The sequence below is a fragment of the Pseudomonas sp. PDM24 genome, assembly GCF_019218905.1.
Classification (GTDB): Bacteria; Pseudomonadota; Gammaproteobacteria; order Pseudomonadales; family Pseudomonadaceae; genus Aquipseudomonas.
In genome coordinates this window covers 1,206,043-1,230,047 of the sequence record NZ_JAHUWR010000001.1, presented here as the reverse complement: position 1 = coordinate 1,230,047, position 24,005 = coordinate 1,206,043, and the positions used below count along the sequence as shown (strand labels likewise).

General features: G+C 59.5%; 21 protein-coding genes. 19 read left to right on the top strand and 2 right to left on the bottom strand.

Features of this window, described 5'->3' with window-relative positions:
• Positions 1 to 157 precede the first annotated feature (157 nt).
• From KW837_RS05645 to KW837_RS05615, 7 genes are all read left to right on the top strand, one after another.
• Complete coding sequence (locus tag KW837_RS05645) at positions 158 to 1,516, top strand: glutamine synthetase family protein (RefSeq protein WP_007900282.1); 1,359 nt, start codon at positions 158 to 160, stop codon at positions 1,514 to 1,516.
• A 150-nt stretch (positions 1,517 to 1,666) separates the two neighbouring features.
• The gene (locus tag KW837_RS05640) at positions 1,667 to 2,755 is read left to right on the top strand and encodes a polyamine ABC transporter substrate-binding protein (protein WP_218394825.1); all 1,089 of its coding nucleotides are present in this window, start codon (positions 1,667 to 1,669) and stop codon (positions 2,753 to 2,755) included.
• A complete protein-coding gene (locus tag KW837_RS05635; RefSeq protein ID WP_218394824.1) occupies positions 2,752 to 4,053 on the top strand; it encodes an FAD-binding oxidoreductase in 1,302 nt (433 codons plus the stop codon). Before KW837_RS05640 ends, KW837_RS05635 begins: the two co-directional genes overlap by 4 nt.
• Positions 4,054 to 4,341: 288 nt before the next feature.
• Positions 4,342 to 4,938 (top strand): paraquat-inducible protein A, encoded by a 597-nt coding sequence (locus KW837_RS05630; protein WP_218394823.1) that lies wholly within the window; start codon positions 4,342 to 4,344, stop codon positions 4,936 to 4,938.
• On the top strand, positions 4,935 to 5,603 hold the full coding sequence (locus KW837_RS05625) for a paraquat-inducible protein A (protein WP_218394822.1): 669 nt from the start codon (positions 4,935 to 4,937) through the stop codon (positions 5,601 to 5,603). Before KW837_RS05630 ends, KW837_RS05625 begins: the two co-directional genes overlap by 4 nt.
• Positions 5,584 to 7,239 carry an intermembrane transport protein PqiB gene (locus KW837_RS05620; RefSeq protein WP_218394821.1) on the top strand — a complete coding sequence of 552 codons (1,656 nt, stop codon included), beginning with the start codon at positions 5,584 to 5,586 and terminating at the stop codon, positions 7,237 to 7,239. The genes KW837_RS05625 and KW837_RS05620 overlap by 20 nt, the downstream gene beginning before the upstream one ends.
• An 18-nt stretch (positions 7,240 to 7,257) precedes the next feature.
• Complete coding sequence (locus tag KW837_RS05615) at positions 7,258 to 7,806, top strand: membrane integrity-associated transporter subunit PqiC (protein WP_218394820.1); 549 nt, start codon at positions 7,258 to 7,260, stop codon at positions 7,804 to 7,806.
• A 170-nt stretch (positions 7,807 to 7,976) separates the two neighbouring features.
• On the opposite strand, the gene xerC is transcribed toward KW837_RS05615, so the two are convergent.
• A complete protein-coding gene (gene xerC / locus KW837_RS05610; protein WP_371317105.1) occupies positions 7,977 to 8,915 on the bottom strand; it encodes a tyrosine recombinase XerC in 939 nt (312 codons plus the stop codon).
• A gap of 386 nt (positions 8,916 to 9,301) precedes the next feature.
• Between xerC and arnB the strand changes: the two genes are divergently transcribed.
• Genes arnB through KW837_RS05570 form a run of 8 tightly spaced genes read left to right on the top strand, consistent with a single transcriptional unit; the run spans position 9,302 to position 18,126 of the window.
• A complete protein-coding gene (gene arnB / locus KW837_RS05605; RefSeq protein WP_218394819.1) occupies positions 9,302 to 10,450 on the top strand; it encodes a UDP-4-amino-4-deoxy-L-arabinose aminotransferase in 1,149 nt (382 codons plus the stop codon).
• Positions 10,447 to 11,466: an undecaprenyl-phosphate 4-deoxy-4-formamido-L-arabinose transferase gene (gene arnC, locus KW837_RS05600; RefSeq protein ID WP_218394818.1), complete on the top strand. Its 1,020-nt coding sequence runs from the start codon at positions 10,447 to 10,449 to the stop codon at positions 11,464 to 11,466. The genes arnB and arnC overlap by 4 nt, the downstream gene beginning before the upstream one ends.
• Positions 11,463 to 13,469 (top strand): bifunctional UDP-4-amino-4-deoxy-L-arabinose formyltransferase/UDP-glucuronic acid oxidase ArnA, encoded by a 2,007-nt coding sequence (arnA, locus tag KW837_RS05595; RefSeq protein WP_218394817.1) that lies wholly within the window; start codon positions 11,463 to 11,465, stop codon positions 13,467 to 13,469. The genes arnC and arnA overlap by 4 nt, the downstream gene beginning before the upstream one ends.
• Positions 13,469 to 14,353, top strand: coding sequence for a 4-deoxy-4-formamido-L-arabinose-phosphoundecaprenol deformylase (gene arnD, locus KW837_RS05590; RefSeq protein ID WP_192343201.1), 885 nt, complete (start codon positions 13,469 to 13,471; stop codon positions 14,351 to 14,353). The genes arnA and arnD overlap by 1 nt, the downstream gene beginning before the upstream one ends.
• A complete protein-coding gene (gene arnT / locus KW837_RS05585; protein ID WP_192342996.1) occupies positions 14,350 to 15,999 on the top strand; it encodes a lipid IV(A) 4-amino-4-deoxy-L-arabinosyltransferase in 1,650 nt (549 codons plus the stop codon). The genes arnD and arnT overlap by 4 nt, the downstream gene beginning before the upstream one ends.
• Positions 15,996 to 16,340 (top strand): 4-amino-4-deoxy-L-arabinose-phosphoundecaprenol flippase subunit ArnE, encoded by a 345-nt coding sequence (gene arnE, locus KW837_RS05580; protein WP_008072369.1) that lies wholly within the window; start codon positions 15,996 to 15,998, stop codon positions 16,338 to 16,340. Before arnT ends, arnE begins: the two co-directional genes overlap by 4 nt.
• A complete protein-coding gene (arnF, locus tag KW837_RS05575) occupies positions 16,337 to 16,750 on the top strand; it encodes a 4-amino-4-deoxy-L-arabinose-phosphoundecaprenol flippase subunit ArnF (RefSeq protein ID WP_192342995.1) in 414 nt (137 codons plus the stop codon). Before arnE ends, arnF begins: the two co-directional genes overlap by 4 nt.
• Entirely contained in the window at positions 16,747 to 18,126 is a 1,380-nt protein-coding gene (locus KW837_RS05570; protein ID WP_192342994.1) for a UDP-glucose/GDP-mannose dehydrogenase family protein, read from the top strand. Before arnF ends, KW837_RS05570 begins: the two co-directional genes overlap by 4 nt.
• A 373-nt stretch (positions 18,127 to 18,499) precedes the next feature.
• On the opposite strand, the gene KW837_RS05565 is transcribed toward KW837_RS05570, so the two are convergent.
• Positions 18,500 to 19,465 (bottom strand): LysR family transcriptional regulator, encoded by a 966-nt coding sequence (locus KW837_RS05565; RefSeq protein ID WP_192342993.1) that lies wholly within the window; start codon positions 19,463 to 19,465, stop codon positions 18,500 to 18,502.
• A gap of 364 nt (positions 19,466 to 19,829) precedes the next feature.
• On the opposite strand from KW837_RS05565, the gene argH reads away from it, so the two are divergent.
• The 4 genes from argH to KW837_RS05545 all read left to right on the top strand — a co-directional run bounded on the left by argH (position 19,830) and on the right by KW837_RS05545 (position 23,940).
• On the top strand, positions 19,830 to 21,257 hold the full coding sequence (gene argH, locus KW837_RS05560; protein ID WP_063343604.1) for an argininosuccinate lyase: 1,428 nt from the start codon (positions 19,830 to 19,832) through the stop codon (positions 21,255 to 21,257).
• Positions 21,258 to 21,408: 151 nt separating this feature from the next.
• Positions 21,409 to 22,287, top strand: a complete 879-nt coding sequence (locus tag KW837_RS05555; RefSeq protein ID WP_105346141.1) for an amino acid ABC transporter permease — start codon at positions 21,409 to 21,411, stop codon at positions 22,285 to 22,287.
• A 10-nt stretch (positions 22,288 to 22,297) separates the two neighbouring features.
• A complete protein-coding gene (locus tag KW837_RS05550; RefSeq protein WP_007900205.1) occupies positions 22,298 to 23,062 on the top strand; it encodes an amino acid ABC transporter ATP-binding protein in 765 nt (254 codons plus the stop codon).
• Positions 23,063 to 23,115: 53 nt separating this feature from the next.
• Positions 23,116 to 23,940 (top strand): ABC transporter substrate-binding protein, encoded by an 825-nt coding sequence (locus tag KW837_RS05545; RefSeq protein ID WP_007900204.1) that lies wholly within the window; start codon positions 23,116 to 23,118, stop codon positions 23,938 to 23,940.
• The last annotated feature ends 65 nt before the right edge of the window (positions 23,941 to 24,005 follow it).

Genomic DNA, 24,005 nt, shown 5'->3' with positions numbered 1-24,005 from the left:
CTTACGCACTCTTTTGGTGCGCTCTGTGCTTGTTCAAAGTGGATAGATGGAACGGCAAGGCTCACCCAAGATAGTCGTCAACGCGCCACAGGGGAAGTGTTCGGTGGATGAAGCCGCGTCCCTCCCCGGCGTTAATCAAACCAATAATGAGGTTTTTATGAATGCCCCTTTCGATCAGCTGTTCACGTGGCTGAAAGATCACAAGATTACCGAGGTCGAGTGTGTGGTCAGCGACTTGACCGGCATCGCTCGCGGCAAGATTGCACCCACCAACAAATTCCTGCATGAGCGAGGCATGCGCCTGCCGGAAAGTGTGCTGTTGCAAACGGTAACCGGGGACTTTGTTGACGACGACATCTACTACGACCTGCTCGACCCGGCGGACATCGACATGGTCTGCAAGCCCGTCGCCGATGCGGTTTACGTCATTCCATGGGCCATCGAACCCACCGCCATCGTGATCCATGACACGTTCGACAAGTTCGGCAATCCCATCGAACTGTCGCCGCGCAACGTGCTGAAGAAAGTGCTGCAGCTCTACACCGACAAAGGCTGGAAGCCGATTGTCGCGCCAGAAATGGAGTTCTACCTGACCCAGCGCTGCGAAGACCCGGACTTGCCGCTCAAAGCGCCACTGGGACGCTCCGGCCGAGCGGAAAGCGGTCGTCAGTCGTTCTCCATCGACGCCGCCAACGAATTCGATCCACTGTTTGAAGACGTTTACGACTGGTGCGAACTCCAGGGCCTGGACCTCGACACGCTGATCCACGAAGACGGTCCGGCGCAGATGGAAATCAATTTCCGTCACGGCGACGCGCTGGACCTGGCGGACCAGATCACCGTGTTCAAACGCACCCTGCGCGAAGCGGCACTCAAGCACAACGTCACCGCGACCTTCATGGCCAAACCCATCGGCGACGAGCCCGGCAGTGCCATGCACCTGCACCAGAGCGTGGTGGACATTGCCACCGGCCAGCCGATTTTCGCCGATGCCGACGGGCAGATGAGCGAACTGTTCCTGCACCACATCGGCGGCTTGCAAAAATACATTCCCAAAGTGCTGCCGATGTTTGCGCCCAACGTCAATTCGTTCCGCCGCTTCCTGCCCGACACCTCGGCGCCGGTCAACGTTGAATGGGGCGAAGAAAACCGCACCGTCGGCCTGCGCGTACCGACCTCCAGCCCCGACGCCATGCGCGTGGAAAACCGCTTGCCGGGTGCCGATGCCAACCCTTATCTGGCGATTGCCGCGAGCCTGTTGTGCGGTTATCTGGGCATGGTCGAAAAGGTCGAGCCGAGTGCTGCCGTGCAGGGCCGTGCCTACGAGCGGCGCAATCTGCGCCTGCCGATCACCATCGAGGACGCACTGACGCGCATGGAAGAGTGCGAAACCATCGAGCGTTATCTGGGGAGCAAATTCGTCCGGGGTTACGTCGCGGTCAAACGGGCCGAACACGAGAACTTCAAGCGCGTGATCAGCTCCTGGGAGCGCGAGTTTCTGTTGCTTAGCGTCTAAAACCTCGTTCCCACATGAGATCACAACCCCCTGTGGGAGCGGGCTTGCTCGCGAAGGCGGCGTGTAAGGCGACTTCAATGTTGAATGTGAAATCGCCTTCGCGAGCAAGCCCGCTCCCACAAAAATCCAATAACTCCAAGAGGTGTCGATATGCGTCTATTGAAATCCGTGGTTCCGACCTCGCTGGCCTTGCTCTTCAGCGTAACTGCACACGCTCAATCAAGTGTGAGCGTCTACAACTGGACCGATTACATCGGTGAGACCACCCTCGCCGACTTCCAGGCAAAAACCGGGACCAAAGTGATCTACGACGTATTCGATTCCAACGAAACCCTGGAGGGCAAACTGCTCGCCGGCCGTACAGGTTATGACGTGGTGGTGCCCTCCAATCACTTCCTCGCACGCCAAGTGAAGGCCGGCGCGTTCCTCAAACTGGATCGCTCGCAGCTGCCCAACTGGAAAAACCTCGACCCGAAACTGCTGGCCTTGCTGGAAAAAAACGATCCGGGCAATGAACATTCGGTGCCGTACCTGTGGGGTACCAACGGTATTGGCTACAACGTCGACAAGGTCAAGCAAGTGCTGGGCATCGATCGCATCGATTCCTGGGCGGTGTTTTTCGAGCCAGAGAACCTGAAGAAGCTCAGTCAGTGCGGCGTGTCGATGATGGATTCGGCCGATGAAGTGTTCCCGGCGGTCCTGAACTACATGGGCATGGACCCACGCAGCGAAAACCCCGAGGACTTTAAAAAGGCCGAAGCCAAACTGCTGACCATCCGGCCTTACATCACCTATTTCCATTCGTCCAAGTACGTGTCGGACCTGGCCAATGGCGACATTTGCGTCGCGTTCGGCTATTCGGGCGATGTGTTCCAGGCGGCGAACCGCGCCAAGGAAGCGAAGAACGGCGTAAACATCGCCTACTCGATCCCCAAGGAAGGCAGCAACCTGTGGTTCGACCTGTTGGCGATTCCTGCCGACGCCAGCAACCCGAAAGAGGCTCACTCGTTCGTCAACAACCTGCTGGATCCACAGGTAATCGCCAAGGTCAGCGCGTCGGTCGGTTACGCCAATCCAAACCCGGCGGCCAAGCAATACATGGACCCGGAGCTGGTCAATAATCCAGAGGTCTATCCTCCTCAGGAAGTGCTCGACAAACTCTACATCTCCACCACCCCGCCCCAGCCGATCATGCGTCTGATGACCCGCTCCTGGAGCAAAGTGAAGTCCAACCAATGAATCAGTACGACAACGAACACGCTCATTCCTATTACGCTGCATCGGCCAAGGGCATGACACCTTACCCCGCGCTGGGCTCGGATCTTGAGGCCGATGTCTGCGTGGTGGGCGGCGGCTTTACCGGGGTCAATACCGCGATCGAACTGGCGCAGCGCGGGCTCTCGGTGATTCTGCTGGAAGGCCGGCGGATCGGTTGGGGCGCCAGTGGGCGTAATGGCGGGCAGTTGATCCGCGGCATCGGTCATGACGTCGAAGGTTTCGCCCGTTATGTCGGCCAGGACGGTGTGCGCTATTTAGAGCGTGCAGGCATCGAATCAGTGGAACTGGTGGGCAATCGCATCCGTGAGCATGGGATCGATTGCGACCTCCGCTGGGGCTTCTGCGAGCTGGCCAACACCCCGGCGCAGTACGAGGCGTTCAAGGCGGAACTGCAAAACCTTGCCGAACTGGGTTACCGCCATGAAACCCGACTTGTCGGCCCCGAGCAGATCCGCCAGCAAGTGGTGGGCTCCGATGTTTATGCCGGCGGCCTGATCGACATGGGTTCGGGTCATTTGCATCCGCTGAATCTGGTGCTTGGCGAAGCGCGCGTTGCCGAATCCCTCGGGGTGCGAATATTCGAACAAAGCCCGGTGCTGGAGTTGATCCATGGCAGCACCGTGCAGGTTCGTTGCGCCGGCGGCACGGTTCGCGCCGGCAGTCTGGTGCTGGGTTGTAATGCGCACCTGGAAGAACTCGAACCACGCCTGAGCGGCAAGGTTTTACCGGCAGGCAGTTACATCATCGCCACCGAGCCTTTGGCACCTGAGGTTGCCGCGCAATTGATCCCGCAGAACCTGGCGCTGTGCGACCAGAAAGTCGGCCTCGATTACTACCGGCTTTCGGCGGATCGACGCTTGCTGTTTGGCGGTGCCTGTCATTATTCCGGGCGCGATCCGGAGGATATCGGCGCTTATATGCGGCCAAAAATGCTCAAGGTCTTCCCACAGTTGGCGGACGTGCGCATCGACTATCAATGGGGCGGCATGATCGGCATCACCGCCAACCGCTTTCCCCAGGCCGGGCGGTTGAGCCAGTACCCGAACGTGTTCTACGCCCAGGGTTACTCCGGTCATGGCCTGAACGTGACCCACTGGTGCGCACGGTTGCTGGCCGAAGCGATTCATGCCGGGCACAGCAAGGGCCTCGATGTGTTCAGCGCCGTCCCGCACATGACCTTCCCCGGTGGAAAAGCCCTGCGTTCACCGCTGCTGGCCCTCGGCATGTTCTGGTATCGCCTGCGCGAATTGCTCGGCTGAAGGGGGTGCCATCGTGGGTACTGGTTTACTCGCGAGGGCGACATGTCAGCCACTTATTGGTTGAATGTCAGGCCGTCTTCGCGAGCAAGCCCGCTCCCACAATTGACCGAGTTCTCTCAAAGGAATGCGGTCGAATGTGGGAGCGGGCTTGCTCGCGAAGAACGATGACACGGTCGATCAGACTTTATGTCCCCGTCCTCTTGATCGGTCTTTTAATTTGCTCAATCGCAAGTCACTTCTATATTGAGGGAGTGCTCTGACTTTCCTGCCTCCTGGCGAGTGCGGCCTATGGCTACGACTGACCAACTGATCATCTGCGAGCACTGCGACTGCGTGTATGAAAAAGTCACGCTCGCCAAACATCAGAAAGCCCTGTGTACCTGCTGCGGCGGCGTGCTGCAGCGTTATAACGGACTGTCGGTGGAGCAGCGTCTGGCCTTGGCCTTCACGGCAACGGTGCTGTGGATTTTCGCCAACTTCTATCCCGTCATGAGCATCAGCCTCAAGGGCCTGAAAAACAGTGCGACGCTATGGGATTCGGTATTGGCGTTGAGCCAGGGGCCGATCACCTTTATTGCGCTGGTGGCGGCGATATCCATCATCATCGCGCCTCTGTTTCAACTGGTGTTGCTGATCTGGGTCCTGAGCTTCGCCCTCGGGCATCAGCGCTCGCCAGGCTTCAAGCTGTGCATGCGCTGGCTGGAAACCCTCAGGCCCTGGAGCATGCTCGAGGTGTGTCTGCTGGGGGCAATGGTGGCGGTGTTCAAACTGGCAGGTATGCTCGATGTAATACCCGGCCTTGGCCTGTTTGCCCTGGCTGTCCTCAGCCTGCTACTGATCCGCATCGCCGGGCGCGATGTCCGTGAATTGTGGGACACCTTATGAACAGGCCACCGCTCGCCAGCGAACTCAACCTGTGCCTGTGCCATAGCTGCGGTCTGGCCTGCGACATCACCGATAACCCTCACGAATGCCCACGCTGCGGCGCGCCCCTGCATGCTCGCAAAGCCAACTCATTGACCCGCACATGGGCCTACTTGCTGACCTCGCTGGTGTTCTATGTCCCGGCCAATCTGCTCCCGGTGATGAACACCAGTCTGTTCGGCAACGGCTCCGACAGCACCATCATGAGCGGCGTGCTGGAGTTCTGGGCACACGGTGCGTGGGACATTGCCCTGATCATTTTCATCGCCAGCATCGCGGTACCAGGCGTCAAGTTCGTTGCCCTCTCCCTGCTGCTGATCACCGTGCAACGCGGCAGCCTTTGGGCGCGCAAGGAGCGTTCGAAGCTTTACCGTTTCGTCGAGCTGATCGGGTACTGGTCGATGCTCGATGTGATTGTTGTTGCGCTAGTCGCCGCGCTGGTGAAATTCCAGGCCCTGGGCGATATTCAACCGCGCCTGGGTATTCTGTTTTTTGGTCTGGTGGTGGTATTCACCATGCTGTCTGCCATGAGTTTCGATCCGCGGCTGATCTGGGATGAAAAGCGGGATAACGAGCGGCATAACCCACCCAACGAGGAGGTCATGGATGAAGTCGCAAGCCACTGATGGGCCGCAAGACCCCGGCCAGGCCAGTATCAAGACCCGTCGCTTCAGCGTTTCGCTGGTGTGGATTGTGCCGATCGTTGCGGTGCTGGTGGGGATCTCCCTGGTGATACACAGCATGATGCAGGAAGGCCCGACCATCACCGTCACGTTCAAGACCGGTAGCGGTCTTACGGCCAACAAGACCGAGGTCAAATACCGCAACGTGGTCATCGGCCATGTCTCTGAAGTGAAGCTGAGCAACGATCAGAAAAGCGTTAACGCCACGATCAAACTCGACAAACAGGCTGAAAACTTCACCCGCGAAGATTCGCAATTCTGGGTCGTGCGACCGCGCATTGGTGCCGGCGGTGTCTCGGGCATCGATACCCTGCTGTCAGGCGATTACATTGGCGCCGACATCGGCGTGGCCAATGCCCGTTCCAAACACTTCATTGGTCTGGAAAACCCGCCGCCCATTACCTATGGCGAGCCGGGCAAGCGCTTCATGCTGCGCACCCAGGACCTGGGCTCGCTGGACATTGGCTCCCCCGTCTATTACCGCAAGATTCCAGTCGGGCAAGTGGTGGCGTATGCGCTGGATGCCGACGGCAAAGGGGTGAACATCGAAATTTTCGTGCATTCGCCCAATGACGTCTTCGTCACGCAGAACACCCGGTTCTGGAACGCCAGTGGTATCGATGTGAGCGTGGGGGCCAATGGTTTTGCGGTGAATACCGAATCCCTGTCTTCGTTGCTGGTGGGCGGCATCGCGTTTCGCGCGCCGGAATACAGCCCCAATGATCAGCCGGCCAGCGAGAATAAAGCCTTCGACCTGTTCGAAGACCAACAAACCGCCCTCGCGCCCCCCTTTGGCAAGGGGCAGTTCCTGAGTTTGCGCTTCGATCAGGCCTTGCGCGGGCTGAAGATCGACGCGCCGGTGGAGTTCCTCGGCATCGAATTTGGCAGAGTCGTCTCGGTCAATCTGGATTTCGACGCGAAAAAGCGCAGCTTCCCGGTCAATGTCGGCATCGTGATCTACCCGCAACGCCTCGGTCAGGCTCATACCAAAATGCTCGAGGCCTTGAAGCATGACCCTAATGACGAAGCCGCTGGTGTGCGGCTGATGGGCAGCTTCATCGAAAGCGGCCTGCGGGCCCAGGCCCGTAGCGGCAATCTGTTGACCGGCCAGCTCTACATCGCGCTCGACTTCTACCCCGACGCAGAGAAAGTCGTGTTCGATCCAACCGCCCGCCCCGTCACCATCCCCACCATTCCTGGCAGCCTCGAGCAGTTGCAGGAAAAACTGGAAAACATGATCAACAAGATCAACCAGCTACCGATCGACCGCATTGCCGGCAATCTCGACAGCAACCTCGTCGAACTGCGCAAGGGCCTCGTACAGTTCAACGCCAGGACCCTGCCCGGCGTGCAGACCACCTTGGGGGACGTCAGCAAGGCCTTGCAATCGGCCAGTTCGACCTTGGCCGATGATTCGCCGCAACGGGAGCAGTTGACCCAGACCCTGGACGAACTCGGGCGCATGTCACGCTCCTTGCGTGAACTCTCGGATTACCTGGGCCGGCATCCGGAATCACTGATTCGCGGTCGTCCCGACAACGCCGCACCAATGGATTTGAAGGCGCCACCGCGCAACTGACCACAGGAGCAAATACCCATGGCTTTCCCGCTGAAGATCTCGCTGGTCACTGCGCTGTTATTGCTCTCCGCTTGCCGCAGCGATCCGATTCAGTTCCATACCCTGACCCCGACCCAACTGAGCGGCGCAAGCGGCGGCGCGGAGATTCAGATCGAAGGCATCACGGTGCCGCCCCAGGTCGATCGGCCGCAGATTGTCATTCGCCAAGGTAACAGTGGCCTGGCGATCCTCGAAACCGAATGGTGGGCGGCGAGTCTGGTGGATGAATTGCGCAGCGCCTTGGTCGATCAACTGGTCACCAGCAATCTGCAACGCAGAGTGTCGTTGCGACTGGACGTGCAGCGCTTTGATTCGATCCCCGGTCAATACGCGCTGATCGACGTCAAATGGCGCCTGCGCAGTCTAAGTCCCGGCGATGCTGCGCTGATCACCTGTCGCAGCACGTTGCAGACCCCCGCCGGCCCGAGCATCGATGAGCTGGTGCTCGCCCATCAGAACAATGTGAAACGGTTAGCTGCCGCCATTAGCCAGGCGATCGGCTCGCAAAAAGGATGTCCTTCACCGTAATGCCGGTAAGTTAAGAAATTTGAGCGACGAAAATCCTGTGGGAGCGTGGCTTGCCCGCGAAGAAGGCACCGCAGTTTTTCAGGTACTACGCGTCATCGTTCTTCGCGGGCAAGCCACGCTCCCACAGGTTCTGTGTTTTAACCGGCATTCCTTCGGCGTTCTGATGGCGGTCACAAATCGAAGCGATCGACCGCCCGACGGCGTTCATTGTCGTCGCGCACATCGTAATTGGCCGTGGTCTGGATGTTGCTGTGGTGGGCCAGTTTCTGCGCGATCGACAGGTCGTGCTCTTCAATCACTCGGGTGATGAACGACCGCCTAAAATCGTGCGGCATGATTTTCACCCCGACTTGCGCACCGCGTTGCCGGGCAATGTAGTAGATCGCATGCTTGGTGATGCGCTCGCGGGTAATGTGGCTGCCACGGCGGATGCGGTTGAACAGGAACGGATCATCCGTCTCGCCCTCCTTTAACTGCGAACGCCGCAACTCCAGCCACGCATCCAGTTTGGCGAAGGCCCAGGCTGGCGCGTACTTGATCAGCTGTTTGTTGCCCTTGGCGGTGACGCACAGGCTGCGCTCGGTGAAATCCACCTGGGCGAGATCCAGATTCACCGACTCCGATTTGCGCATCCCCGAACCGTACAGAATCCCGATGATTGCCGCATCCCGTAGCCCTTGTGGCCGTGGATCGGCGGCGCAGACCTCCATCAAGTCGCGAATCAAGGTGCGCTTGAGGTTGCGCCCCTGGGACAGTCGCGTGCCGGCAATGCCTTTGACCGAACGCATTTTCAGCAGATGCTCCTGACTGATCAGGCTCATGCGCCACGCTTCGTTCATCACCCCGCGCACCGCATTAACGTAGAGCGACGAGGTATTGGGCGCGTAGCCGTCTTCGCGCAAGGTCGCCACCAGTGCAACGACATCCTCGGGCTGCAGTTGATGCCAGGGAATCTCTTCGATGTTCATGTCTTCGAAGTCCAGACGGTCGGCGGCGTCCTGCAATACATAACGCATGGTCAACTGGCTGGATGGTGCCAGACGCGCCAGGTACAGGGTTAACGGGTTGGCTTTGGAAATGCTGGATTCAGTAGCAGGTAAGTCAATCAATGAAACGGCCTTGAAATGAATAAAGTTCAACAAAACAACTAAGCAATGCAACACAAGTCCTATAACGCGGACACATCTGTAAGTCTTTTCCTATAAAAATCGCAATAAACGGCAGAAGTCTGAACAGTGGCTGTATGAGCTTCAGATAAACGATTCGCCTACCGGTTTTTCATGTTCCTTTCACAAAACCGCGCTTAACCTCCATGGATCCGAAATAACACCTTGTAAGCGTCCAACGTGCCGGCCACGACACGAAAAGTCAACCAATGTGATTTGTCACGAGTTCTGGCAACTACTTGATGCAGCTTTCGTTTTTGCGTCTACGCTAATGTTGGATCCGATGTTTTCGCCTGTAAGGCTATTCATTTTTCAGCTGCGAGGTGCCCATGAATCAGGCGTTTCTCCCCTTCTCCCGCCCCAGTATCGGCGATGAAGAAATTGCTGCCGTAGAGCAAGTACTGCGCTCCGGCTGGATCACTACCGGGCCGAAAAACCAGCAACTGGAAGAGCACTTCGCCAACTATGTAGGCTGTCGCCATGCCGTCGCATTGTCCTCGGCCACCGGCGGGATGCACATCACGTTACTGGCCTTGGGAATTGGTCCCGGTGACGAAGTCATCACACCGTCCCAGACCTGGGTATCGACCGCCAACATGATCTGCCTGCTCGGCGCGACGCCGGTTTTCGTCGACGTTGACCGCGACACGTTGATGAGCGACCTGGCGAACATCGACGCGGCAATCACGCCGCGCACCAAGGCGATCATTCCGGTGCATTATGCCGGTGCGGCGTTCGACCTCGATCCGCTCTACGCGCTGGCCGACCAGCACGGGATCGCCGTCATCGAAGACGCGGCCCACGCGGCGGGCACTTTCTATAAAGGTCGTCATGTCGGCGCCCAAGGCACGGCGATCTTCTCGTTCCATGCGATCAAGAACATGACCTGCGCCGAGGGCGCGATGTTCGTCAGTGACGATGAAGCCCTGGCGACTCGAGTGCGCATGCTCAAGTTCCATGGCCTTGGCGTCGACGCCTACGACCGCCTCACCCACGGCCGCAAACCCCAGGCCCAGGTGATCGAACCCGGCTTCAAGTACAACCTGGCCGACATCAACGCGGCCATAGCTCTGGTGCAACTGGAGCGTCTGGACGCAATCAACGCCAAGCGCACGGAGTTGGCCCAAACCTATTTGCAACGCCTGGAAGGCTTACCAGTGCAGCCACTGGCCATTCCGGCGCATGCGCAGCAGCACGCCTGGCACCTGTTCATTCTGCGTATCGACACCGAACGTTGCGGGCTGGACCGTGAGGCGTTCATGAAAGCCCTGCAAGAACAGAACATCGGTACCGGCATTCACTTCATCGCCACACACCTGCACACGTATTACCGCCAGCGTTTCCCCAACATCTACCTGCCCAACACCGAATGGAATTCGGCGCGGCTGTGTTCGATTCCGTTGTTCCCCGACATGACCACCGATGATGTCGATCGTGTCGTCGGCGCCATTGAAACCATTCTGGATACAAGCCTGTGAGACCTTACCCAATCCGTTGCGTGTCAATCGTCATTCCGGTCTACAACGAGCAAGACAGCCTGCCCGAGTTGCTCCGGCGCACCGAAGCGGCGTGCCAGCAACTGCACCAGGATTACGAAATTGTGTTGGTCGATGACGGCAGTCGCGACAACTCGGCGCAAATCCTCGAGGACGCTGCCAATCGCGAGTGCAGCCCGGTGGTGGCGGTCATTCTCAACCGTAACTACGGCCAGCACGCAGCGATCATGGCCGGTTTCGAACAGTGCAAAGGTGATGTGGTCATTACCCTCGACGCCGACCTGCAAAACCCGCCAGAAGAAATCCCGCGGCTGGTGGCTCAGGCAGAACTGGGCTACGACGTGGTTGCCACGGTGCGCAATAACCGTCAGGACTCGGCCTTGCGCCGCTGGCCGTCGAAGCTGATCAACCTCGCCGTGCAGCGTTCCACCGGCGTCGCCATGAGCGACTACGGCTGCATGCTGCGCGCCTATCGCCGGACCATCGTCGACGCCATGCTCGCCTGCCGCGAACGCAGCACCTTCATCCCGATCCTGGCCAACAGCTTCGCCCGCCACACCACGGAAATTCTGGTGACCCACGCCGAGCGCGAACACGGCGAATCCAAATACAGCCCGATGCGCCTGATCAACCTGATGTTCGACCTGATCACCTGCATGACAACCACACCGCTGCGATTACTGAGCATCGTCGGCTTCGGCATGGCCGGCCTCGGCGTGCTGTTCGCCATCGCGTTGATTGTACTGCGCCTGGCTTTCGGTGCCAGTTGGGCCGGCGACGGTACGTTCGTCCTGTTCGCCGTGCTGTTCGTTTTCACCGGTGGGCAATTCATTGGCATGGGCCTGTTGGGCGAGTACCTGGGGCGCATGTACAGCGACGTCCGGGCGCGTCCACGGTTCTTTATCGAAAAGGTTCTGCGCAGCACCCCCTCTGCCCCTGCTCCCGTTGTCACCGTTGATGGTCTCACTTCCACTTCTTCAGATCAGGTTCTCTCATGAGCGCAAAAGCTGTTGTCTTCGCTTATCACGATATTGGCTGTGCCGGCATCGAAACCCTGCTCAATTCAGGTTACGAGATTGCCGCCGTGTTCACCCATCCCGACGATCCGAAGGAAAACGCGTTCTATGGCTCGGTTGCGCAGCTGTGCGCGCGCAAAGGCATCCCGGTGCACGCCCCGGAAGACGCCAACCATCCGCTGTGGATCGAGCGCATCAGCAAGCTCAACCCCGATTACCTGTTCTCGTTCTACTACCGCAATCTGTTGAGTGAGCCACTGCTGGCCACGGCCAGTAAAGGTGCGTTCAACCTGCATGGCTCGTTGCTGCCGCGCTACCGTGGCCGGGCACCGGCCAACTGGGTGCTGGTCAATGGTGAAACGGAAACCGGCGTGACCCTGCACCGCATGGTCAAACGTGCCGACGCCGGCGCGATCATCGCCCAGCAACGGGTGGCGATTGAGCGTACCGACACCGCGCTGACCCTGCACGGCAAATTGCGCCTGGCTGCCACCGATCTGTTGCGCGACACCCTCCCCGCGCTGCTTCAGGGCAAAGTCAGCGAAACGCCTCAGGACGAATCCCAAGCCACGGTGTTCGGTCGCCGCACCCCGGCGGACGGCAAACTGCTCTGGAACAAACCGGCTGAAGAGCTGTTCAATCTGGTCCGCGCCGTGACCCAGCCTTACCCGGGCGCGTTCTGCGCGGTGGGTGAGCACAAGCTGATTGTCTGGAGCGCCGACGTGGTCAAGGGCAATGAAGGGCTGGCACCGGGCCGGGTCATCAGCGTCGACCCATTGCGTATCACCTGCGGCGAAGACTCGCTGGTGATCAACGCCGGCCAGCGTAACGACAACGGCCTGTACCTGAGCGGCCCGCAACTGGCCAACGAACTGGGGCTGGTCGATGGCTCGGTGCTGCGCGGCGCCGAATCGGGCCGTGCACCGCGTCGCACCCGGGTCCTGATCCTCGGCGTCAACGGTTTCATCGGCAATCACCTGTCCGAACGTCTGCTGCGTGACGACCGCTATGAAGTGTACGGCCTGGACATCGGCTCGGACGCCATCGAGCGCCTGCGCAGCCATCCGAACTTCCACTTCGTCGAAGGCGACATCAGCATCCATTCGGAGTGGATCGAGTACCACATCAAGAAGTGCGACGTGGTTCTGCCACTGGTGGCGATTGCCACGCCGATCGAATACACCCGCAATCCGCTGCGGGTGTTCGAACTGGACTTCGAAGAGAACCTGAAACTGGTTCGCTACTGCGTCAAGTACAACAAGCGCGTGATCTTCCCGTCGACCTCCGAAGTCTATGGCATGTGCCAGGATGGCAACTTCGACGAAGACAGCTCCAACCTCGTGGTCGGCCCGATCAACAAGCAACGCTGGATCTATTCGATCTCCAAGCAGTTGCTCGACCGGGTGATCTGGGCTTACGGCCAGAAAGGCCTGAATTTCACCCTGTTCCGCCCTTTCAACTGGATGGGCCCGCGCCTGGACCGTCTGGATTCGGCACGCATTGGCAGTTCCCGGGCCATCACCCAACTGATCCTGAACCTGGTGGAAGGCACACCGATTCGCCTGTTCGATGGCGGTGAGCAAAAACGCTGCTTCACCGACATCGCCGATGGCGTCGAAGCCCTGGCGCGGATCATCGACAATGAGAACGACGTCTGCAACGGCCAGATCATCAACATCGGTAACCCGGATAACGAGGCCAGCATTCGTCAGTTGGGCGAAGAACTGCTGCGTCAGTTCGAGGCGCACCCGCTGCGCGCCAACTTCCCGCCATTCGCCGGATTCCGCGATATCGAAAGCAAAGCCTTCTATGGCACTGGCTATCAGGACGTGTCTCATCGCAAACCGAGCATCGCCAACGCCAAACGTCTGCTTGACTGGAGACCAACAGTCGAGATGAGCGAAACCATCGGCAACACGCTGGACTTCTTCCTGCGTGAAGCCATGCTCGAAGTCGCGCAGCGATCTACAGAAGAATCATGCTGATGCAGGCAGGCCTACGAATCGATGTCGACACTTACCGAGGCACCCGTGAGGGGGTGCCGCATCTGCTGGACATGCTCGATGAGGCTCAGGTCAAGGCGACGTTTTTCTTCAGTGTCGGGCCGGACAACATGGGCCGCCATCTGTGGCGCCTGATCCGTCCGCAGTTCCTCTGGAAGATGCTGCGTTCAAACGCCGCCGGCCTGTATGGCTGGGACATTTTGCTGGCCGGCACCGCGTGGCCGGGCAAACCGATCGGCCGCGACCTCGGGCACCTGATGCGTCAGACCCTGGCGGCAGGGCATGAAGTCGGCCTGCACGCCTGGGATCACCACGGCTGGCAGGCCAATGCCGGGCGCTGGAGCGAGGCGCAGTTGATCGAGCAGATTCGCCGTGGCGTCGACAGCCTCAGCGATATTCTCGGGCAAAAGGTCGAGTGCTCGGCGTCTGCCGGTTGGCGGGCGGACGAGCGTGTGATCGAGGCCAAGCAGGGTTTCGGCTTTCGCTACAACAGCGATTGTCGGGGCCAGCGCCTCTTCCGGCCGACGCTGGCCGATGGCAGTCCGGGGACACCGCAGATTCCGGTGGACCTGCCGACCTTCGATGAGGTGGTCGGCCCGAACGTCGCCGCCAAGGACTTCAACGCGTTCATTCTTGAGCGGTTCACCCCGCAAGCACTCAACGTCTACACGATCCATGCCGAAGTAGAAGGGATTCTAATGGCCAACGATTTCCGTCAACTGCTGGCCGATGCGCGCCGGCAGGACATTCATTTCCAACCCCTGGGCGACCTGCTGCCCGAGGCACCCGCCACTTTGCCCATGGGTCATGTCGCGCGCGGAACCCTCGAGGGCCGTGAAGGCTGGCTCGGGGTACAAGGCGTATGAGCAAACGCTGGGCACTGCCGTTTTTGCTGGTCGTTCTGGCGCTGGCGTACTTGCTGCCGTTGGGCACCCACGGTTTATGGATTCCCGACGAAACCCGTTACGCCCAGATCAGCCAGGACATGCTCCTGAGCGGTAACTGGGTGTCGCCGCACTTCATGAGCCTGCGTTACTTCGAAAAGCCAGTGGCCGGTTATTGGATGATCGCCATTGGCCAAGCGCTGTTTGGCGACAACCTGTTTGGTGTGCGTATCGCCTCAGTGTTGAGCACCGGGCTGAGCGTGTTGCTGTGTTATCTGATCGCCCGCCGGCTGTGGAACGAACCGCGCAAAAGCTTCGCCTGCGCGCTGCTGTACATGAGTTTTACCATCGTCGCCGGGCAAGCCGGCTACGCCAACCTCGATCCGCAATTCACCTTCTGGGTCAATCTGAGTCTGGTGGCTTTGTGGTTTGCGCTGGACAGCGTCAGCCGTGGCCGGCGTCTGCTCGGTTGGGCGGTTCTGGGGCTGGCCTGCGGCATGGGCTTCATGACCAAGGGGTTTCTCGCCTGGCTGCTGCCGGTGCTGATCGCCCTGCCCTGGATGCTCTGGCAAAAACGCTGGCGGGAGCTGCTGACTTACGGCCCGGTGGCGATTGCCGTGGCCATCGCGGTGAGCCTGCCGTGGGCCTTGGCGGTGCACGCGCAGGAACCCGATTACTGGCGGTTCTTCTTCTGGCACGAACACATTCGCCGTTTCGCCGGGGATGACGCCCAGCATGACGCACCGTGGTGGTTCTATTTGCCGCTGCTGGTGGCGTTCAGTCTGCCGTGGGCGGCGTTGCTGCCGTCGGCACTGAAACAGGCGTGGCAGACCCGGCATCAGGCGGGCATTGCTTTCCTGTTGCTGTGGCTGCTGATGCCGTTGACGTTTTTCAGCCTGAGCAACGGCAAATTGCCGACCTACATCTTGCCCTGCCTGCTGCCCCTGGCGCTGTTGCTGGGCCATGCACTGGCAGACCGTCTGAAGCTGGAAAAGGGTCGGGTACTGGGGATCAATGGCCTGCTGAACCTGACGCTGGGCCTGATCATCCTGATTGCGCTGATCTATCTGCAACTAAAAAAACCGCTGTACAACCATGAACTGCACAACCTCGTTCTGGTGTTCATCGGCTTGACCGGCTGGATCATGGCCAACCTGCTGCAAGCGTTCCGCCCGTTGCAATGCTGGGCGGCACCGGCCTTTGGCAGTTTGCTGCTGATCGGTGTGCTGCCGGCCGGACTGCCCGACTCGGTGGTGGCGAACAAGATGCCTGACCAGTTCATCCTCGAGCACGCCGAGGAACTGGCGCAGACCGGCAAGTTACTGAGCAATGACCTGGGCGCCGCTGCAGCCCTGGCCTGGCGCCTGAAACGCCCCGACGTGGCGTTATACAACACGATAGGCGAATTGAAATATGGCCTCGCCTATCCTGATTCAGTGAAGCAGCGAGTCGACCTGGACAAGGTGCAACAGTGGATGCGCGAAGCCCGCCAGAGTGGTTCGGTCGGCGTGGTGATGCGGGTCAAGGGCGATGGCGAGCTGCAAGAAATCGAACGACTGCCCAAGGATGGCAAACGTTATGAACAAGGCAACCTGGTGATTCTGATCTTTCCTCAGGGGGCGCCATGAGCCTGCTGCTCGTATTGGCTGCCTGCCTGCTGACCTGCCTGGGCCAAATCGCCCAGAAATACGCCGTGGAAAGTTGGCGCGGCAAGACGTCGGGCTGGGGCGAGAAACTGCGCTCGCCGTGGCTGTGGCTGGCGCTCGCCTCTCTGGGCTTGGGCTTGCTGGTCTGGCTGCTGGTGTTGCAGCGCCTCGAAGTCGGCGTCGCCTATCCCATGCTCAGCCTGAATTTTGTGTTGATCACACTGGTCGCCCGCTTCGTCTTTCATGAAACCATCGACCGCCGTCACTGGCTGGGCGTGGCGCTGGTAATCGCTGGCGTGGCGCTGCTGGGGCAACACGCATGAGCCTGCGTCGCGGACTCGCCTTCGCCTTGGGCAGCGTGCTGCTGGGCAGCGCCGCGCAGTTGGGTATGCGCTGGAGCATGACCCGCCTGCCCCATCCCGAACAATTGATATCCGCCTTGAGCAACGGCAGCGTCGATGTGTCCGCCGTAGTCGTCGTGCTGGCCGCCATTCTCGCCTATGCCGTGTCGATGCTTACCTGGCTCGCCGCCCTGCGGGACTTGCCCCTGGGTAGGGCTTATTCGCTGCTGAGCATCAGCTACGCGCTGGTGTATGTGCTGGCCGCCAGCCTGCCGTTGTTCAACGAAACCTTCAGTCTTTCGAAAACCCTCGGGGTGGCGCTGGTCATTCTCGGTGTCATCACCATCAACTCTCGACCTGCTCACGTGCCCACTATCAGGAGAGCTCTATGAAAATCAGTGTATTTGGTAGCGGTTATGTTGGCCTGGTGCAAGCTGCCGTCCTGGCTGAAGTCGGCCACGACGTGGTGTGCATGGACATTGACGAGAAGAAAGTCGCGTTGCTGCAACAAGGCCACGTCAGCATCTTCGAACCGGGGCTGGCCAGCCTGGTGCGTGAGAGCCTGGAAGCCAAACGGCTGCAGTTCACCACCGACGAAAAACTCGCGGTGCAGCATGGCCAGGTATTGTTCATCGCCGTCGGCACGCCGTCCCGGGAGGATGGTTCGGCGGACCTGCGCTACGTGCTGTCGGTGGGTGAAGCGGTGGCGCGTCACCGTGAACAATCGGTGATTCTGGTGGAGAAATCCACGGTGCCGGTGGGCACGGGCGATACCCTGCGCGCGCATATCGAAAAGTGCCTGCTCAAGGTCGGTCGGCTGCTGCAGTTCGATATCGTCTCCAACCCCGAGTTTCTCAAGGAAGGTTCGGCCGTGGCCGATTGCCGGCGCCCGGACCGCATCATCATCGGCTGTGAGCGCGATGACGTGCGCGATGTGATGCGCGATCTCTACGCCCCGTTCAATCGCAACCATGACCGCATCATGTTCATGGACCTGCGCAGCGCCGAGCTGACCAAATACGCCGCCAACTGCATGCTGGCAACCAAGATCAGTTTCATCAACCAGATCGCCGAGCTGGCCGAACACCTGGGCGCCGACATCGAATCGGTGCGGCTGGGCATCGGCGCCGATTCACGCATCGGTTATCACTTCATCTATCCCGGCTGCGGTTACGGTGGCTCGTGTTTCCCCAAGGACATGCGCGCGCTGATTCACAGTGCCGAAGAAGCCCATTGCAACAGCGACCTGCTGCAAGCGGTGGAAGCCATCAACGAGCGGCAGAAACACAAACTGTTCGAACGCATCAACGCCTTCTACAAGGGCGATTTGCGCGACAAGACCTTCGCTGTGTGGGGCCTGGCCTTCAAGCCCAACACCGACGACATGCGCGATGCGCCGAGCCGGGTGCTGCTCGAATCGCTGTGGGCCGCCGGGGCCAATGTACGAGCGTTCGACCCGGAAGCCATGCAGGAAACCCAACATCTTTACCCGGACGAATCTAAGCTGATGCTCATGGGCACACCAGAATCGGTTCTTACCGGGGCCGACGCACTGATCATCTGCACCGAATGGCAGCAATTCAAGGCGCCGGACTTCGATCTGATCCAGCAACGGCTTAACGCTCCGGTGATCTTCGACGGGCGCAACCTGTACGACGCCGAACGCCTGGCCCGCAGTGGCTTCCTGTACTTCCCGATGGGCCGTGGCGAATCACGCAACCTGCCGATTCCCCATCAGCAATGGCCAGCGGCCTCGGTCGTGGCGTGACGCGCCCATCTTCCAGCCCCCCTTTGTGAGCTGCCGAAGGCTGCGATCTTTTGGCGGCTTTGAAATTGCTGAAGATCAAGATCAAAGGATCGCAGTCTGCGGCAGCTCCTACATGAACTCGGTGTACGCAGTCTTGTCCTGGGCGCTGGCCGCAAGTTGCTGTTAACGGCACTGGTAGACGAGAACTCCACGGTCTGACTTTGACTACGTTTCGCGACTTGCCCTGGAATGAATCGTTTTATCGGCAACTCGGTTTTGAAACTTTGAGCCTGGCTGAAATCGGCCCGCGTTTAACGGCGGTGTTGAACAATGAAAGCAACCACGGTTTTCCGGGGGAGCGACGCTGTGCGATGCGCTTGACGCGGCGTTAGCGTCAAACCGACGCCTTCAAATCCACCCCCAACGCTTGGGCAAACGCCTTTACCAGCGGACTGCGCACAGTGTTGTGACGCAGGATCAAATTGAACGGCGTGACGATGTTGATCAGGTCCGGCCGCACCGCCCGAAACTGTCCCTGAGCCACCAGGGTTGCCGCGTAATGCTCGGGCAGAAAACCCACGAAACGGCCGGTCTTGACCAGCAGCGCCACGGCTTCCACTTGAGTTGCCGACGCAGAAAAGCTGTCGTAGCGGGCAAAATTCAGTTTGTCTCGATGGATCGCGTAACGGTGGTTGATGCACTCGTAATCCTGCAGCACATTGCTGCCCATCTCCGCCTCCAGCACTGAGAACAGCGGATGGCCGACGGCGCAATACACGTACGAGCGTTCTTCATAAAGCGGGAAGTAATCGAACTCCTCTCTTTTCTGATAAACCGGCACGATCCCGGCCACTAACCGCCCCTCGACGACGCCTCTTTCTACCTCATCTAACTGAGACGCTTGAAGTTGAAACCTTACTTTTGGCGACTCTTCATTTATTTTTCTAAGCGCCGCAACTAACGGTGAATTATCGTCGGTGATCGTATTATCAATAACACCCACCCCAAGATCGCCAATAAGTTCATTCTGCGCCGAACTAAGCCGGTCTCGAAAGTTGTCGACGGAGGCAAACAAATCGATTGATGCCTGGTACACCAGGCGCCCTTCTTCGGTCAGGTGAAACCCTTCCCGCCCTCGGGTGCACAGGCGCATGCCGATGCGAATCTCGAGGTCGGAGATCTGTTTGCTGATGGCCGCCAGGCCCACATTCAGCTCATTCTGCGCCGCACTGAAGCCACCCGCCTCGACCACAGCCTTGAATACTTTGAGCAGTTTGAAGTCCAGACCGCTGAGGGCCAGCGGTGCCCGATGTAGCGTTTTTGGCGGCGGGTTTCCGGAATTGGAAAGTGGGGTTTCCATAATGCTTATTTACCTCTGGCGCCCTATTCAACAATCTGTGCCCAACAACAAAAACAGTGCTGGCTAATAATAATGAACACAGAAAACAAGGCTTGGCAACCGTTAATAAATCCCGTCGATCAGTGCCAACTCACTGATTTCGAACTATTAAAAGCTGACACTTCGATCAGCTCTCGCCATTTAGCAACTGCGCTTTTCCCCTGCCCTTGAATTTGATTGAGCCGAACCACGCCCGAATGATTTTCGGCGGGTGTTCCAGGCTCTGCACACTGATGATCTGTAGGAGCGAGGCTTGCCCGCGAAGCTCTTCGGCCTCACACCAGATTAATTTTTAACTTCCGAGCAACGACGAGGAAAAACAACAATGTCTCAAACCACCGACCGTCTCTGGGGTGCCCGCTTCAAGAGCGGCCCGTCCGAAGCCCTGGCGGCCCTGTCCCGTTGTCCCGAGCGCTACTTTCGCCTTACCCCGTACGACCTCGCCGGATCCAAGGCGCATGCCCGGGAATTGCAGCGCGCAGGGCTTCTGAGCGAGCAGGAAACCCAGACCATGCTCGACGCCCTGGAGCGTATCGGTGATGACTTCCGTGCCGGTAGCATCGCGCCGACGCTGGATGACGAAGACGTCCACACGTTCATCGAGCGCCTGCTGACCGAACGCCTCGGCGCACTGGGCGGCAAGCTGCGCGCCGGCCGCTCGCGCAACGACCAGACCGCCAATGACCTGCGGCTGTTCCTGCGTGATCACGTGCGCACCCTGGCCGTCGAAGTGCTGGCCTTGCAACAAGCGCTGGTGGATCAGGCCGAGCAACACATCGAGAGCATCTGCCCTGGGTTCACCCACTTGCAACAGGCCCAGCCAATCGTCTTTGCTCACCACTTGCTGGCCCACGCCCAATCGATGCTGCGTGACGTGCAGCGCCTGGTGGATTGGGATGTGCGCACCTCGCTGTCGCCACTCGGCGCGGCGGCCATGGCCGGTTCCGCCATTGCTCGCCTGCCGCAGCAGTCGGCCAAGGAAATGGGCTACAGCGGCGTGTGCGAAAACTCCATTGACGCCGTTGCCAGCCGCGATCACGTTGCCGAGTTCCTGTTCATTGCCAGCATGCTGGGGATCAACATTTCCCGCCTCGCCGAAGAGTTCTGCCTGTGGTCGTCGCGGCAATTTCGCTGGGTCGCGCTGGACGATGCCTACGCCACCGGCAGTTCGATCATGCCGCAGAAGAAAAACCCGGACATCGCCGAACTGGCCCGGGGCAAGGCTGGCCGCCTGATCGGTAACCTGACCGGTTTGCTGTCGACCCTCAAATCCCTGCCGCTGTCGTACAACCGCGACTTGAGTGAGGACAAGAACGGCGTGCTCGACAGCGTCGACACCCTGCTGCTGGTGCTGCCGGCCATGGCCGGAATGGTCGCGACGATGAAGGTCAACGTCGAAGAACTGCGTCGTCAGGCCCCGCTGGGTTTCACCCTCGCTACCGAAGTGGCCGACTGGCTGGCAGTGCGCGGCGTGCCGTTCAAGGAAGCTCACGAAATCACCGGTGCACTGGTCCAGGCCTGTGAGAAACATGAGATCGAATTGTGGGAAGCATCTCCGGCGCTGCTGGCCGAGATCGATTCGCGCCTCAAACCTGAAGTGCGCGACAGCCTGACGCTGGAAGCCGCCATCGCCGCCCGCAGCGGCTGGGGCGGCACCGCGCCGCAACAGGTGCGCGAGCAGATCGGCCGTTTGAAAACCGCCCTCGCCGCCCAGCAGCAATGGACCGAGAACTATCAGGGTTTCCGGCTCTGAAGCAGGACACAAAACCTGTGGGAGCGGGCTTGCTCGCGAAGGGGCCGTGTCAGTCGCCATTTATGTTGAATGACACACCGCATTCGCGAGCAAGCCCGCTCCCACAGGGGATTGTGGTTGGCCTGAATTACCAAGCGTACGGAGAAACAACATGAGCCAGACTCAGGCAGAACGACTCCAGGCGGAGCGCAAACTGGCGGAAAACCAGTTCGATATCACCCAGTACCAGCATGTGCCACGGCGTTACTACGGGCGGATTTTCTTCGCCACGGTGATCGTGATTGCAATTATCGGTCTGGTACGGGCCTTCGCCGAAGGCAAGATCGAATGGTCGTACATCGGCCAGTTCCTTACCTCACAGGCCATTATGTGGGGCCTGCTCAACACCATCGTCATGGCGGTGCTGGCGATGGCGCTGGGCATCGTGTTCGGGGTGATCACCGCCATCATGCGCATGTCGGCCAACCCGATCCTGCGCTATGTGGCGCTGACCTACACCTGGCTGTTTCGCGGCACGCCGCTGATTCTGCAACTGCTGCTGTGGTTCAACCTGGCACTGATTTTCCCCACCATCGGCATCCCCGGCCTGTTCGAAATGGACACCGTGAGCCTGATGACACCGTTCGTGGCCGCCCTCCTCGGTTTGAGCATCAACCAGGGCGCCTACACCGCCGAAGTGGTGCGCGCCGGCCTGCTCTCGGTGGACACCGGGCAGTACGAAGCCGCCAAGTCGATCGGTATGCCACGCCTGCAAGCCCTGCGCCGGATCATCCTGCCCCAGGCCATGCGGATCATCATTCCGCCGGTGGGTAACGAGTTCATCGGCATGGTGAAAATGACCTCCCTGGCGAGTGTCATCCAGTACTCGGAACTGCTCTACAACGCCCAGAACATCTACTACGCCAACGCCCGCGTGATGGAGCTGCTGATCGTCGCCGGTATCTGGTACCTGGCCACCGTCACTGTTCTGTCCTTTGGTCAAAGCCGACTGGAGCGTCGTTTCGCTCGCGGCGCCGGCAAGCGTTCTTGAGGAGTTCAACATGAGAAGCATCGTCAAGGCCGTGAGCCTGAACAAGTACTACGACCATTTCCACGCACTCAAGGACATCAACATCGAGGTCGAGCAAGGCGAAGTGCTGTGCATCATCGGCCCGTCCGGCTCCGGCAAGAGCACCCTGCTGCGCTGCGTGAATCAGCTGGAAAAAATCGACAAGGGCGGCCTGTGGGTCGACGGCGAACTGGTGGGTTACCGCATCGTCGGCAACAAGCTGCACGAACTCAACGAGTCGCAGATCGCCCGCCAGCGCCTGGCGACCGGCATGGTGTTCCAGCGCTTCAACCTGTTCCCGCACATGACTGTGCTGCAAAACATCATCGAAGGGCCGTGCCAGGTGCTCAAGCGTTCGCCCAAAGAAGCGCACGAAGAAGCCTTGGAGTTGCTCGCTCGCGTCGGCCTGGCCGACAAGCGCAACAGCTACCCGATTGAACTGTCGGGCGGTCAGCAACAACGTGTCGCCATTGCCCGTGCATTGGCCATGCGCCCCAAGCTGATGCTGTTCGATGAACCCACTTCGGCACTCGACCCGGAACTGGTCGGAGAGGTGCTGTCGGTGATGCGCGATCTGGCGCAGACCGGCATGACCATGATCGTCGTCACCCATGAACTGGGCTTCGCTCGCGAGGTTTCCAACCGCATGGTGTTCATGGACGAAGGACAGATCGTGGAGGCTGGAAGCCCCGAAGAAATACTAATAAGTCCGCAAAACCCACGCACCCAAAGCTTCATTTCTGCCGTTCGAACCTAAGCGCCAGCCTCGGAAACCAAGAGCTGCGTAACAACACTCATAAGAGAACGACCATGAAGAACATAGTTATCCCAGCAGTACTCGCAGGCGTTATGGCTTCCAGCTTCACCTGGGCCGCCGAGCTACCGGCCAGCATCAAGGACAAGGGCGAGGTCGTTGTGGCAATCATGCCGAACTACCCGCCAATGGATTTCAAGGACCCGGCCACCAACACCCTCACCGGGCTCGACGTTGATCTGGGCAACGCCCTGGCCGAGCGGCTGGGCGTGAAGATCAAATGGCAGGAAACCGGCTTCGAACAAATGATCAACGCGCTGACCACCGACCGCGTCGACATGGTGATGTCGGGCATGACCGACACCGCTGAGCGTCAGGCCAGCGTAACCTTCGTCGACTACTTCACCAGCGGTCCGCAGTTCTACACCTTGCAGAAAAACAAGGACACCAACGAGATCATCGACCTGTGCGGCAAGAAAGTCGGCACCAGCCGCCGCACCACCTTCCCGGCGGAAATCGCCGAGTGGAGCAAGGCCAATTGCGAAGCCGCCGGCAAACCTGCGATCAACGTGATCGGCACCGAAGGCTCGGCCGATGCCCGCGCGCAACTGCGTCAAAGCCGTATCGACGCGGCCATGCAAGGCAGCGAAACCCTGCCGTACCTCAAGACCCAGGAAAAGGACATGTACAAAACCGTGGGCCTGCCAATTTCCAAGCAGTTCACCGGGCTGGGTGTGAGCAAGAAAAAGCCTGAGCTGAGTGAAGCGGTGAAAGTGGCGATGCAGAGCATGGTCGATGACGGCAGCTACCAGGCGATCCTGAAGAAGTGGGACCTGGAACTGGGTGCAATCAAGACCGTGACCATTAACGCCGGCAAGTAATGCTTGCCCCGTAGGAGCGAGGCTTGCCCGCGAAGGCGGTCTGTCAGGTGACAAAGATGTTCAAT